The organism is Halomonas ventosae, from assembly GCF_004363555.1.
GTDB classification, from domain to species: Bacteria; Pseudomonadota; Gammaproteobacteria; order Pseudomonadales; family Halomonadaceae; genus Halomonas; species Halomonas ventosae.
In genome coordinates, this window is sequence record NZ_SNZJ01000001.1 from 65,563 (window position 1) to 78,783 (window position 13,221).

12 protein-coding genes and 2 pseudogenes are annotated in these 13,221 nt (G+C 50.2%); 13 read left to right on the forward strand and 1 reads right to left on the reverse strand.

The window, feature by feature from the left end:
• Positions 1-6 precede the first annotated feature (6 nt).
• The 8 genes from DFP85_RS00325 to pseI all read left to right on the forward strand — a co-directional run bounded on the left by DFP85_RS00325 (position 7) and on the right by pseI (position 8,072).
• Positions 7-720 carry a glycosyltransferase family 2 protein gene (locus tag DFP85_RS00325; protein WP_208108419.1) on the forward strand — a complete coding sequence of 238 codons (714 nt, stop codon included), beginning with the start codon at positions 7-9 and terminating at the stop codon, positions 718-720.
• A gap of 80 nt (positions 721-800) precedes the next feature.
• On the forward strand, positions 801-1,799 hold the full coding sequence (gene pseB, locus DFP85_RS00330; protein WP_133633824.1) for a UDP-N-acetylglucosamine 4,6-dehydratase (inverting): 999 nt from the start codon (positions 801-803) through the stop codon (positions 1,797-1,799).
• The gene (pseC, locus tag DFP85_RS00335) at positions 1,799-2,956 is read left to right on the forward strand and encodes a UDP-4-amino-4,6-dideoxy-N-acetyl-beta-L-altrosamine transaminase (RefSeq protein WP_133633826.1); all 1,158 of its coding nucleotides are present in this window, start codon (positions 1,799-1,801) and stop codon (positions 2,954-2,956) included. Before pseB ends, pseC begins: the two co-directional genes overlap by 1 nt.
• Positions 2,953-4,584 (forward strand): aldo/keto reductase, encoded by a 1,632-nt coding sequence (locus DFP85_RS00340; protein WP_133633828.1) that lies wholly within the window; start codon positions 2,953-2,955, stop codon positions 4,582-4,584. Before pseC ends, DFP85_RS00340 begins: the two co-directional genes overlap by 4 nt.
• Positions 4,577-5,380 (forward strand): SDR family NAD(P)-dependent oxidoreductase, encoded by an 804-nt coding sequence (locus DFP85_RS00345; RefSeq protein ID WP_133633830.1) that lies wholly within the window; start codon positions 4,577-4,579, stop codon positions 5,378-5,380. The genes DFP85_RS00340 and DFP85_RS00345 overlap by 8 nt, the downstream gene beginning before the upstream one ends.
• Positions 5,371-6,480 carry a UDP-2,4-diacetamido-2,4,6-trideoxy-beta-L-altropyranose hydrolase gene (gene pseG / locus DFP85_RS00350; RefSeq protein WP_133633832.1) on the forward strand — a complete coding sequence of 370 codons (1,110 nt, stop codon included), beginning with the start codon at positions 5,371-5,373 and terminating at the stop codon, positions 6,478-6,480. The genes DFP85_RS00345 and pseG overlap by 10 nt, the downstream gene beginning before the upstream one ends.
• Positions 6,477-6,998, forward strand: coding sequence for a UDP-4-amino-4,6-dideoxy-N-acetyl-beta-L-altrosamine N-acetyltransferase (pseH, locus tag DFP85_RS00355; protein WP_133633833.1), 522 nt, complete (start codon positions 6,477-6,479; stop codon positions 6,996-6,998). The genes pseG and pseH overlap by 4 nt, the downstream gene beginning before the upstream one ends.
• A 6-nt stretch (positions 6,999-7,004) precedes the next feature.
• Positions 7,005-8,072 carry a pseudaminic acid synthase gene (pseI, locus tag DFP85_RS00360; protein ID WP_133633835.1) on the forward strand — a complete coding sequence of 356 codons (1,068 nt, stop codon included), beginning with the start codon at positions 7,005-7,007 and terminating at the stop codon, positions 8,070-8,072.
• Positions 8,073-8,316: 244 nt separating this feature from the next.
• On the opposite strand, the pseudogene DFP85_RS19030 reads toward pseI, so the two are convergent.
• Positions 8,317-8,606 (reverse strand): annotated as a pseudogene (locus tag DFP85_RS19030) (integrase core domain-containing protein); the annotation flags it as partial.
• 343 nt (positions 8,607-8,949) lie between these two features.
• Here DFP85_RS19030 and DFP85_RS00370 point away from each other — a divergent pair.
• From DFP85_RS00370 to DFP85_RS00385, 5 genes and pseudogenes are all read left to right on the forward strand, one after another.
• Positions 8,950-9,804 carry a hypothetical protein gene (locus DFP85_RS00370; protein WP_166644557.1) on the forward strand — a complete coding sequence of 285 codons (855 nt, stop codon included), beginning with the start codon at positions 8,950-8,952 and terminating at the stop codon, positions 9,802-9,804.
• Positions 9,805-9,944: 140 nt separating this feature from the next.
• The gene (locus DFP85_RS00375) at positions 9,945-11,219 is read left to right on the forward strand and encodes an O-antigen ligase family protein (RefSeq protein ID WP_133633838.1); all 1,275 of its coding nucleotides are present in this window, start codon (positions 9,945-9,947) and stop codon (positions 11,217-11,219) included.
• 505 nt (positions 11,220-11,724) lie between these two features.
• Positions 11,725-11,877 carry a transposase gene (locus tag DFP85_RS19265; RefSeq protein ID WP_424955069.1) on the forward strand — a complete coding sequence of 51 codons (153 nt, stop codon included), beginning with the start codon at positions 11,725-11,727 and terminating at the stop codon, positions 11,875-11,877.
• A gap of 50 nt (positions 11,878-11,927) precedes the next feature.
• A pseudogene (locus DFP85_RS19045) lies at positions 11,928-12,301 on the forward strand (DDE-type integrase/transposase/recombinase); the annotation flags it as partial.
• 131 nt (positions 12,302-12,432) lie between these two features.
• Entirely contained in the window at positions 12,433-13,218 is a 786-nt protein-coding gene (locus tag DFP85_RS00385; RefSeq protein WP_133633841.1) for a glycosyltransferase family 2 protein, read from the forward strand.
• Positions 13,219-13,221: the final 3 nt, after the last annotated feature.

Sequence of the window (13,221 nt, forward strand, 5' to 3'; positions counted from 1 at the left end):
ATACCGATGGCTGGACTCAGCTCCCGGTTTTTTGAAGCTGGGTATGAAAAACCAAAGTACATGCTAGAAGCTCATGGTAAGACACTTTTCGATTACGCGGTTAGTAGCTTCAGTAGATATTTTGATACTGAGATATTTATATTTATTGTGAGAGGTGACTTTGAGGCGACAAAGTTTGTGGATGAACATGCCAAGCTCTTGAATATAAAAAAATACCAGATCGTTGTTCTCGATTATGACACAAGGGGGCAAGCTGATACTGTTTACTTGGCGTTGAAAAAATTGGGTTATGTCTCTGGAGCAGTAACAATATTTAACATTGATACTTATCGCCCAGGTTTCAAGCATCCAGATTTTCTTGAATCATGTGACGGATATTTAGAAGTGTTTAAAGGCGATGGTGAGCATTGGTCTTTTGCGAAGCCAATCAATACAGAAGAAAGTAATCTGATTGAGAAAACGGCAGAGAAAAAACGTATATCCGATTTGTGCAGTACAGGTTTGTATTACTTTTCAAATATATCAGATTTTATGAGTGCGTTTCATGAGGCAGCCTCACAGCCTAAAGAAGAATGGCCGAAGGGTGAGCTATATATAGCCCCTATGTATAATACACTCATAGATAAAGGGAAGAAAATAAAATATAGCCTCGTCACTCGTGAGGATGTTGTGTTCTTTGGAACACCAGATGAGTATTCATGCTTTATGGATATATCTTAATTTAAGTGCTGCGCAATAGTTAAGATCGCGTGCTCTAATAAATCTCTATAAGATTTTTTTATTTAAAGGAAGTTTCTTTGATGTTTGATGGTAAAGTAATCCTTATTACTGGCGGCACAGGTTCTTTTGGGCATATTTTTGTCCCCATGCTTTTGGAACAATTTGATCCCAAAAAAGTAATAATTTTTTCTCGTGATGAGATGAAGCAGTGGGAGATGGCCAAGAAGTTCCAGAGTGATACACGTGTGCGTTTCTTCATCGGCGACGTTCGTGACCGGGATCGTATCTACCGTGCCCTGGACGGTGTCGATTACGTGGTGCATGCGGCAGCCACCAAGATCGTGCCCACTGCCGAGTACAACCCCTTCGAGTGCGTCAAGACCAACGTCATCGGCGCCATGAACCTGATCGATGCCTGCATCGACAAGGGCGTGAAGAAGGTGGTGGCCCTCTCCACCGACAAGGCCAGCAGCCCCATCAACCTGTACGGCGCCACCAAGCTGACCTCCGACAAGTTGTTCGTGGCGGGTAACTCCTACGCCGGCGGCCATGACACCCGCTTTGCCGTGGTGCGCTACGGCAACGTCATGGGCTCTCGCGGCTCGGTGATTCCGTTCTTCATGTCGATCCGTGACAAGGGCGTACTGCCGATCACCGATGATCGCATGACTCGCTTCATGATCAGCCTGGAGCAGGGCGTCGAGCTCGTCTGGCACGCCTTCGAGGACATGGAGGGCGGCGAGATCTACGTCAAGAAGATCCCCTCCATGAAGGTCACCGACCTGGCCCGGGTGGTGGCGCCAGACGCCCAGCAGGAGGTGGTGGGCATCCGCCCCGGCGAGAAGCTCCATGAGCAGATGATCGGTGCCGAGGATGCCTACTACACTTACGAGTACCCCGAGCACTTCAAGATCCTGCCGGCGATCAACAGCTGGGACCAGGACGCCAATCGCATCAAGGATGGCAAGAAGGTGCCGGAAGGTTTCATCTACGCCAGCGACAACAATGCCGAATGGATGAGCGACGGCGAACTCAAGAGGTGGATCGACGCCAACTGGGAAAAGATTGGAGCGATCTGATGATTCCCTACGGACGCCAGGACATCCAGCAGGCCGATATCGACGCAGTAATGGCGGTGCTGCAGTCGGACTTCCTGACCCAAGGCCCGGTGGTGCCACGCTTCGAGCAGGCGGTGGCCGACAAGGTTGGGGCACGCCATGCGTTGGCGGTGAACAGCGCCACCTCGGCGTTGCATGTCGCCTGCCTGGCGCTGGGCCTGGGGGAGGGCGATTGGCTGTGGACCTCGCCGATCACCTTCGTCGCCTCCGCTAACTGTGGGCTGTATTGTGGCGCCAAGGTCGACTTCGTGGACATCGACCCGCGCACCTACAACCTCTGCCCCCGGGCCTTGGAGGCCAAGCTCGAGCAGGCCGAGCGGGCAGGGCGGTTGCCCAAGGTGGTAGTGGCGGTGCACCTCTGCGGCCAGCCCTGCGACATTCAGGCGATCCATGCCCTCGGGCAACGCTACGGCTTCCGGGTCATCGAGGACGCTTCTCACGCCATCGGCGGCCAGTACCAGGGCGAGTACATCGGCAGCGGGCGCTACAGCGATATCACCGTCTTCAGCTTCCACCCGGTGAAGATCATTACCACCGCCGAGGGCGGCATGGCGTTGACCAATGACGATGCCCTGGCCAGCCGCATGGACCTGCTGCGCAGCCATGGCATCACCCGCGACCCGGCGCTGATGACCCATGAGACCGATGGCCCCTGGTACTACCAGCAGGTCGAACTGGGCTTCAACTACCGCATGACTGAACTGCAGGCGGCCCTGGGGCTCTCGCAGCTGGAGAGGCTGGATGACTACGTGGCGCGGCGCAACGCCCTTGCTGCCTGCTATGATGACCGCCTGGCCGCGTTGCCCGTGACCACGCCCTGGCAGCATCCCGACAGCTATTCCGGGCGCCACCTGTATGTGATTCGCCTTCAACTCGACCAGATCGGCGCGACCCATCGCCAGGCGTTCGAGGCGCTGCGCGAGCAGGGCATCGGCGTGAACCTGCACTACATTCCCGTGCACACCCAGCCCTACTATCGGGAGCTCGGTTTCACGACAGGGGACTTCCCTGCTTCGCAAGCGTACTACGCCGAAGCGATCAGCCTGCCGCTCTATCCCACCATGACGTATGCCCAACAGGATGAGGTGCTGGCAGCTCTGAGGTCGGCACTGGTATGAAGGCGATACTTTTACTGCAGGCACGGACCAATTCTTCACGCTTACCAGGTAAGGTTTTACTGCCGGTAGCGGGGATGCCGCTTGTAGTGTTGGCTGCACTTCGTGCCGGAAACTCAGGACACCGCGTTGTTGTTTTAACCTCCGGTGAGTCTTCAGACGACGCTTTGTGTGGGTTGCTGGATGAATGGGACGCTGACTATTTTAGGGGTGATTTAGAGAACACGCTAAAGCGTTTTGTGGATGCTCTGGAGAGTGAGCCTGATGACAAGATTGTCGTTAGGCTGACCGGGGATAATGTATTCCCTGATGGGGTCTTCATTGATAGGATGATTGAATATTTTGAACATAGGGACGTGGCTTATCTCTGCTGCAGTGGTAGTGAGTCAGGCCTCCCCTACGGTGTGAGTGCTGAAGTCACCCGTGTAAAATATCTGCGTGAAGCTCACCATGAAACTACATCAAAATTCGATCGTGAGCATGTAACCCCGTGGATTGTCTCAAAGTATGGTCAAAAAAACTTTGATTATTATCGATATTTTAATATGGCGCAGTATCGGTGCACCGTTGATACGCTAGATGATTACCTTCTGGTGAACAAGCTGTTTTATAATAAAAATAATGCTGTGTACATTTCGCTTGAAGAGCTGCTTTACAAGCTCAAGAGAGTTTCTTTAGATGTGGTTTCCCAAACTCCTGCTCATCGGATGGTGCTGGGGACAGCTCAGTTTGGTCTAGAATATGGTATTGCCAATAGCCTGGGGCGTCCAAAGCAGGATGTAGTGAACAACCTAGTCCATGCTGCCATTGCCAATGGTGTGAAATATCTCGATACCGCACGTGCTTATGGTGAGAGTGAGCGAGTTGTTGGGAAGGCGCTAGCTGGAGGCTGGAGCTCTAGGGTAGACACAATTACCAAGCTTTCGCCCTTTAGTGATTGCCCTGAAGACGCAGGCCCAGATGTGGTCAGGGCATACGCAGAGCGTAGCGTCTTGCAGTCTTGTCACGCCTTGGGTGTCAAAAAGCTTGACGTCCTCATGTTGCATCGTGCTGATCACTTAACCGCATGGAATAGTGCCGTATGGGATGCAGTTGTTCAACTGAAACAACAGGCGTTTATAGGTCAGTTAGGTGTTTCCTTGCAAACGCCAGAGGAGGCGTTACAAGCTCTTGACTTTGAAGATATTTCATTCATTCAACTACCCTTCAATATACTTGATTACCGGTGGGATGGGGTGATCAAGAAAATATCTGCTGTTCGTCAGTCTCGCTCATTAATTGTTCATGCTCGTAGCTCTTTACTACAAGGACTATTGAGCAGCGAAAGTGAGAAGTTGTGGAAGCGGGCCAAGTGCTCAAACTTTTCTGAAGTGACAGGGTGGCTTAGCGAAAAGGCTAAGCATTATACTAATGGCAATGTCGTTGAGCTGTGTTTCCGCTATTCACTTTCGCAGGACTGGATAGATGGAGTAGTGGTTGGTGTCGATAGCAGAAATCAGCTTCTTGAAAATATCATTATGGCTGGTGAGAAGCGTTGGAGCGGCGACCAGTTGAAGAGAATTGTCTCAGATCGTCCAAGAGTCACCAAGGAAACCCTTAATCCAGCTACCTGGAAGCATGAAGATGAGTAGCAAGCTGCAGCAGCATTTTTCCCTTCAGGGTAAACAAGTTTTGGTCACTGGTGCAACGGGCTATCTTGGGCGTGCCATGGCTCTTGGGCTGGCGGAACTCGGCGCACATGTGCTGATTAATGGTCGTTGTCATGAGCGGGTGATGGAAAGGGTGGCTAAGCTACGAGAAACAGGACTTACAGCTAGCCCGGCAGTTTTTGATATTAACAATGAAGCTGAAGTTGATAAGTGGTTTTCTGAGTGTTGCAGCTCTCCTCTTCATGGAATCGTCAATAATGCCTATGCTGGTGGTGCTGGGTCGATTGAGACTGCTGTAGAAAGCGACTATAGAAACAGCTATGAAGTGTCACTTGTCTCAGCACACCGAATTTTGCGGCATGGACTACCGTGCTTGCGTTCCGCAATAAGTGCTGATGGTGCTGCTTCAGTAGTGAACATAGGCTCCATGTATGGAATGGTCAGTCCAGACCAGAGAGTCTACGAGGACAAGCGGGTTAGCAATCCTCCCTTCTACGGTGCAGCCAAGGCTGCGTTACTCCAGTGGACGCGCTATGCCGCCTGCGAGTTTGGCAGTGAAGGCATTCGTATAAACGCCATTTCTCCTGGACCTTTTCCTTCTGAAGACGTGCAAGAGGGTACCCCCGAATTTGTTGTCAAACTGGCGGCAAGGGTGCCGTTGGGCAGGGTCGGCCGGGCCGATGAAATCCAAGGGCCCTTAGCATTTTTAATCTCAGACGCTTCTAGTTTCGTTAATGGAGCCAACCTCGTTGTCGATGGAGGCTGGACATGCTGGTAGTGTTCCGCGCCGATGCCTCGCTGGAAATCGGCACCGGCCATATAATGCGTTGTCTGACCTTGGCCGAAGCCCTCACGGCGCAGGACGCCGCGTGCCACTTCCTCTGTCGGGAGCACGTGGGGCACCTGTGTGATGCAATCGAGGCGCGGGGCTTTACCGTGCACCGATTGCCCAGGATGAGCCAGGGAGGCAGTGCCACCGATACAGATGACGCCTCACTGGATCATGCGCACTGGCTGGGCACCACCTGGGAGCAGGACGCAGAAGCCTGTGGTCGCCTGATGGCGCAGTTGGCCCCAGACTGGCTGGTAGTGGACCACTATGCGCTAGACTCCCGCTGGGAATCTACCGTGTTGCCTAAGCAAACCCGTCTACTGGTCATCGACGACCTCGCCGACCGACCCCATCGCGCCGACCTGTTGCTCGATCAGAACCTGGGGCGTGCGGCCGAGGACTATGCCGGCCTGCTACCGGCGGAGTGTCGGGTCATGGCCGGCCCGCGGTTTGCCTTGTTACGGCCGGAGTTTGAGGCCCTGCGAGAGAGGAGCCTGGCCCGCCGGCGCCGGCAGCCGGGGCTCAAACGCTTGCTGATCACTCTGGGCGGCGTCGACAAGGATAATGCCACCGGCCAGGTACTCGACACGCTCAAGGCCTGCGATCTGCCGGACGACCTCGGGATCACTGTGGTGATGGGCGCAACAGCCCCTTGGTTGGATGATGTCGAGGCCAGCGCGTCTCGACTGCCCTGGACAACCGAAGTGGTGGTCAACATCTCGGACATGGCCCGTCGCATGGCCGAGGCGGATCTTGCCATCGGCGCCGCTGGCAGTACCTCTTGGGAGCGCTGTTGCCTCGGCCTGCCCACCCTGATGCTGGTACTGGCCGAGAATCAGCGGGCCATTGCCCGGGCGTTGGATAAAGCTGGCGCGGCCCGCTGTTTGGGGGTTCCCAGTGAGCTAGACGATCTGCCCAGACATCTTGCCACACTTCAGGCACCCGATACCCTGCAGGTCATGAGCCGCGCCGCCGCCCTATTGTCGGCAGGGGAAGGGGTGAATACGCTCTGCCATGCCATGTATCAAGAGGACGCACTGGCATGACACCGCCTGCTACCACATTACGCCCCCTCCAGGAAGCCGATCTCGCCCAGTTGCGCCATTGGCGCAACCATCCCGAGGTGCGCCGCTACATGTATACCCGGCATGAGATCGGCGAGGCCGAGCACCGGGCCTGGTTCCAACGCGCTCAGGTAGACCCGCACCGTCATCTGCTGCTGGCCGAACGGGAAGCGCAGCCGTTCGGCTTCGTCAACATTCAGCTCGAGGATGCTGAGGCACAGCGTGCTACTTGGGGATTCTATCTCGCCCCCTATGCGCCGCGCGGCAGCGGCCAGGCGCTGGGGCGCGCTGCCCTGGCCCATGCCTTTGGTGATTTAGGGCTGCACAAGCTGTGTGGCGATGCGTTGGCCGGCAATGAGCGTTCGCTCCGTTTCCACGAGCGCCTGGGCTTCACTCGTGAAGCCCACCTCCGCGACCATCACTTCGATGGCCACACCTATCATGATGTCATTGGCTTCGGACTGCTCCGTAGCGAATGGCAAGCGCATCAAGGAGCCTGACATCCCATGACGCTTCCCGCTATCGAGATCGCCGGCCGCCGTATTGCGGCCGATCAGCCTCCGTATATCATCGCCGAGCTCTCTGCCAACCATAACGGCAAGCTGGAAACGGCCATGCGCATCATCGAAGAGGCTGCCAAGGCCGGTGCCGATGCCGTCAAGCTGCAGACCTACCGCCCCGATACCATCACCCTCGACTGCGACAGTGACGACTTCAAGATCAAGGGTGGGCTGTGGGACGGGCGCACCCTCTACGAGCTCTACGAGGAGGCGCACATGCCCTGGGAGTGGCACCAGCCGCTCTTCGAGCACGCCCGCAATCTTGGCATCACCATCTTCAGCTCACCTTTTGACACCACCGCTGTCGACCTGCTGGAAGAGCTAGGCGCGCCGGCCTACAAGATCGCCTCCTTCGAGGCCGTCGACCTGCCGCTGATCGAGTATGTGGCCCGGACCGGTAAGCCGATGATCATCTCCACCGGAATGGCCGACGCCGAGGAGATCCAGGAAGCCATCGACGCCGCCCGCGGCGCTGGCTGCGAGCAGCTGGTGATCCTGCACTGCGTCAGCGGCTATCCGGCGCCGGCGGAGGACTACAACCTGCGCACCATCCCAGACATGGTCGAGCGCTTCGGCCTGGTCACCGGGCTTTCCGACCACACCATCGACAACACCACCGCCATCACCAGTGTCGCGCTGGGGGCCAGCCTGATCGAGAAGCACTTCACCCTGGACCGCAACGGTAGCGGCCCCGACGACAGCTTCTCACTGGAGCCCGCCGAACTTGCCGCCTTGTGCCGCGATGCCAAGACGGCCTGGCAGGCCCTGGGCAAGGTCGACTATGGAAGAAAGTCTAGCGAACAGGGCAATGCCCAGTTCCGTCGTTCTCTGTATTTCGTGAAGGATTTGAAGGCAGGGGACGTAATTACCGAAGAGGCTGTGAGAAGTGTCAGGCCGGGTTATGGGTTGGCGCCGAAATATCTTTCTAATGTTGTAGGCCTTGAAGTTAAAAAGGATATAGTAGCCAATACTCCTGTAATTAGGGTTGTACTTTCTGGTGGAATTCTGGAATGAGTTGGATAAGTTGATCAAACAAACTGGCTAAGATTGTACGACTTCTTTTTCAGTAACCTATCTGCGGCTTTCGCTGAGTCGGGCCCATGTGACGGATTCAACATCGCTGCTATATTTATTGTTTGAATCCTGAATTTAAGGATGTATTGAGGCTAAGGCGGTATATGTCAAATCAATGCGGTTGCTGTGTAATAATATCACCAAGGTCCGCAGTCTGTTTGCGAAAATCTTGGACAGTATGCGTCTAGCTGTCGGGCACCGGGTGATTAATTACCCTCTTGGTAAATAGCGCTGGCCGTTTGGCCTGCCATTCTTACATCGCTGGAACCGGTGATTGATGGTGCAACGCCTCCTGCGGGATATGGTGATTGGACAGCCAATAGTACCGATTCAGCGTCTGTTCCAGGTCCTCGCCTGATGCATAGCGTCGAGTGGTAAGTACACGCTGATGCGACCGTTGAAGCGTTCCACCATGCCGTTGGTCTGAAGTTGTCCTGGCTTGATCAAGCGGTGCTCGATGTTATGAGCCTGGCACTCTAATCTTGCCCACGACGAGGCCACTACCCGAAAAGCTTGGCATGAGTGATACGAGATGGCCACCAACAGGGGCATTGAAGCCTTGCGAAGCTTCGCCAAGCGGCTGGCCCCGTACCTCGAATGGATCCTGTCCAGCATCGGCCCCGGCTGAGCACCAGAATTCTGGTGGGCATAAATAACCGAAACAAGGTCATCAAGCGGATGACCTACTGGTACCGCGATACGGCGTACTTCTTCTTGAATATCGGTGCCGCATTTCCCGGCAAAATGCGATGAGCCATGTTTAATTATGCAAAGTGTTAATAAGATATTTTTTTTGGTGGAATCCCCTTTCCAATTAATGCAGGCATATGAGTACATAAAAATCAATGAATGCGAAAATTACTTTATTCTCTGTAGGAAAAATGCGCTTCAAAAAAATAATCTACAGATGCTTTCGCTCTCTAAGTTTCTAAACATACCAATCTCAAGGATGCGTCAGAAGCGGTCGCTCCTATTGTTGGTTGTTGCATCGTTATTTTTTTCCATTAGATGTGACAAGGTTGTTTTCGGAGATGAGAATAGCATACTGTTTAAGATCGTGAAATTATTCGTAAATAGTTCAAAAATTATAATGTTAGACGATGGTGTTGCTTCTGTAAACTCTTCTAGCACATGGACAAGGTTCACAATATTCCCTGCCCCTGGCTGTATTGATAATGACTTTAGATACTTGTCGAAGTTGATTGTGAATGCAAAGGTAAGTGCTTCGGAAGGAAAGATAATAATTGTGGGTGGTAAACTTTCTGAAGTGGGTATTTGCACTAAAGAAGATTATTTCCAGTGCTTAGATTTTGTCATTAACGATATCAGATTAAAGTACCCAAAGGCCATAGAGATTATATATATACCCCACCGGGGTGAATCTAATTATAATTGCTACTTCACGCAAACTATACGTGAGCGTTACAATGTGAAAGTGTCAGAGAATGAGCTCCCTGTAGAGTTAGTGGAAGTTGAGTTTGGCATCAATATCTTGCTGGTGGCTTCATTTATCTCGACGGCAATTTTCTCTATGTCATTGATTTATAAAGAGGCTGAGTTCGTTTTTTACGAGATTCCAGACTGCCATATAATATCAAGGAAAGAATCTGTTCTGGGATTGTACGAATATTTGCACAAGAATGGTTATAAAGTTGTTAAAGTTAACTCGTGAGATAACTATTCATATCTTGAGTATTTAATATATAAATCAACCCAATGACAATCACTGTTAGTGATTATTAAACATGGTTGCAAGTATAAAGCATGTGGCACTCTTCAAGATGACTACTTCATAACCTAATTTGGACTATTATGAAAATTTCCCTTTCCTCCATAGTGGGAGGGACAGTTTTTTTATCTTTTTTCCACACAGTGCTGCGATTATCACCTGCTAGCCCGATTAGCGGATTCGTAGCTATTTCTCCTGCCCTTTTTGTTGTACTAATTCTGAGGAGTCGTCACGCTAGGTTATCTTTTTTGCTCTATCTTGCGCTAACATTTTATTCGCTCATGGCTACTTTTGTATTCTCTCAAGGCTATGAGCATTTTTTAGTGATGCATTTCCATATTCTCAAGATTTTTATCCTCTTTACCGCATCTGTTTATTTTATTACTTGCAGGGGTGGTGATGCTTTTTTTAGCATTGTTCGCACCTTTTTTTTTGTTTCATTGATAGTGGCGTTCTTTGAAAGATTTACCGATATTCACATGCCAAATGTTAATGATGTTTATGCCCCTTATACCATGTATTCTTTTTTTTGGAATCAGAATGAGTTTGCAACTGGCATAGTTGCTTTTTTGCCGATCTATCTCGCGCTTGAAAAAAATAAGATTTTCAAAGCTTTGGTTGTAATTTCGGTTGCTTATATTGTTTATCATAATGATGCAAAAACAGCTTCACTGGCGCTGATTCTTGCGGGGGTGTTATGGTTTTTGGCTGTTTCTGTCTATAGAAGGGCAATGTTATTTATTTCTGCAACACTCTTGTCCTTTTTAATTGGACTTGGTTTCTTTCATGAGCTCCCCCTGCCTTTTAAAAACTATAGTTATACCATCGGAGATGTTATTTATGAACCTTTATATAGTGTCATAACTTTGACCCCCTTGAGTGATACAGGTGGCTCCTTGATAACAAGGATTAATGCTATGATTTATGCTATAGGTGCGCTTATCGACTCTTACGGTTTAGGGATTGGTGCGGGTAATACGATAAATTTATTGACAATGCCAGAATATCAACTGATTTCAGCCAGGAGCATACATAATATTGTTGTTCAATTTTTAGCTGAATTTGGGTTTGTTGCAATCCTATTCTATTCTTTTCTTTTTTTATATTATTTTAGGTTGTTTTTTTCTGTCAATTTGAAGCGTGGACAGCTAATTCAGCTGATTGGAATTCCTGTTGCTCTGGTTGCTAGTGGGGGCTCATCTGTAGGCATTATGTCTAATTATTTATTTTGGGTTTCTGTGTTTTTACTTTATTTTGTTATTGGCTACAAGGACTATTTCCAGAACATGAATATAAAAAGTCTAGAGCCTGAGTCTAGAGAGAAAAACTTTAGTATGCCTCTTGGATACAAGCAATAAGTGAATAAGCACGTCTTGGCTTCTGTACGTCATGCGCCCTAACAAGAGATGAGGTCTTGAGGTTATATGATTTAATGACTAATATGGTCGATCAAAAGTGCAACCATCTTCATAGTGCGGCGATCAAGAATCGATTGCTTCATCGCTAGATGCGTTAAAATTTAATTTTTCGTTAATTTTTTCAGTGTAACCTAACTTAATATCTTGAGGGATTTGATAAGAATGTAAAAATCCTCGCTGCTTAAATATTTTTTTAGATATTTCCTTTATGGCAAAAAAATTTTTGTTCTTCGCAGATCAGCGTGAAACAGGCAAGACTTGAAGCGCGTGCGGGATAGAGAAACGGCGGTAAATCCGATTAAGGTGACATTGATCTTGCCCAGTTGAAAGTGGACGCCTCGTTAAGGCAGTACACTGAACGAGGTGACCCATGGCAAGGCAAGCAACGTCGATGAAGAAGCCCCGTACCCGTTACTCCCAGGCCTAGAAGGAAGAGGCCCTGGTAATCGCTGACCGTGTTGTTGCCAGTGTCGCCGCTCGTGCGCTAGGTCTTCAGCTCAGTCAGATCTACCAATGGCGAGCCAAGGCTCAGCAGAGTGCCTCGGCACGCGAACAGGCCTTGGCTGAGGAAAACGCTGGGCTACAAGACACCTGCTGAAGTCTTATCAATCACTGTTGCATTGACCGGTTGAGCACAAGATCGGCTAGGCGATGAGCGAGCTGATGACGACTGACCTAGTCGGCGACGCCCTCCAGATAACGCTGTGGAGCCGCAAGATGCCCAAGGGAGTCATCGTGCATAGCGACCGTGGAAGACAGTATTGTTCGTCCCTATACCAGTCGTTACTGACCCGGCACGATCTTCGGTGCAGCATGATCGCTAAGGGCAACTGCTACAACAATGCGTGCGCGGAGAGCTTCTTTCACAGTCTCAAGGTCGGAGCCATTCACAGTGAGCGATTCGCGAATCCATGCGACGGCAAGTGTTCGAGTACAATGAGTTGGACTAAAACCGGCAACGCCGACACAGTGCCATTGGTATGATCAGCCCAGAGGCCTTTGAGGGTCGAATGATCAATTAGATTGGTGTCCACCAATGTTGGGTAAGATCAAGTGTCAGGTGATTACCGTCATTATACATCTTGGTAAAGTTCGATGTATCAATTTTTTGGTATGCGTAATAATCTTTTCATTCATACTGAGTTTCTTTTATATGAGCAGGCCTTTTTTAGTAAGCGTTGTCACCCCATCATATAATTCTGAAAAATATCTTGCGGGCACCATTGATTCAGTCTTGGATCAATCTTTTTTTGATTGGGAAATGATTATTGTGGATGATTGCTCTCCTGACAATGCGAACCAGTTGGTAGAGAGCTATGTTGCCAAGGATTCTCGTATAAAGTTAATAAAGCTTGATGAGAATGCCGGTGCAGCAGTGGCGCGAAACGTTGCTATTCGGGCTGCTCAAGGTCGTTTTATAGCATTTCTGGACAGCGATGACCGCTGGTTGCCGGATAAGTTAGAAAAGCAATTATGTTTTATGAAAAAGTATGACGTTGCTTTTTCTTACACGTCCTATGAGAAACTCAATGAAAATGGATCTGTGGCTGGCAAGGTCAATATACCTCCTAAAGTTACTTATAATGACTTGCTTAAAGTCTGCTCTATAGGCTGTCTGACCGCAATGTACGATACTGAGAAAATAGGTAAGGTCTATATGCCATTGATCAGGAAGCGGCAGGATGTTGGTCTTTGGCTCCGTATACTCAAAGATATTCCATATGCTCATGGATTAGATGAGGTGCTGGCCCAGTACCAACTTCGATCCGATTCTATTTCTGCAAACAAGCTCAAAGCCGCCAGCTATACATGGCGTCTTTACCGTGATGTAGAAAAACTAACGATGCCTGTCGCCGCTTACTACTTTGCTCATTATGCTATCAATGGTGTGTTGAGAAAAAATTTTCCTCGGCTGGCAAGTGCATTAGGACAAGCCTGATTT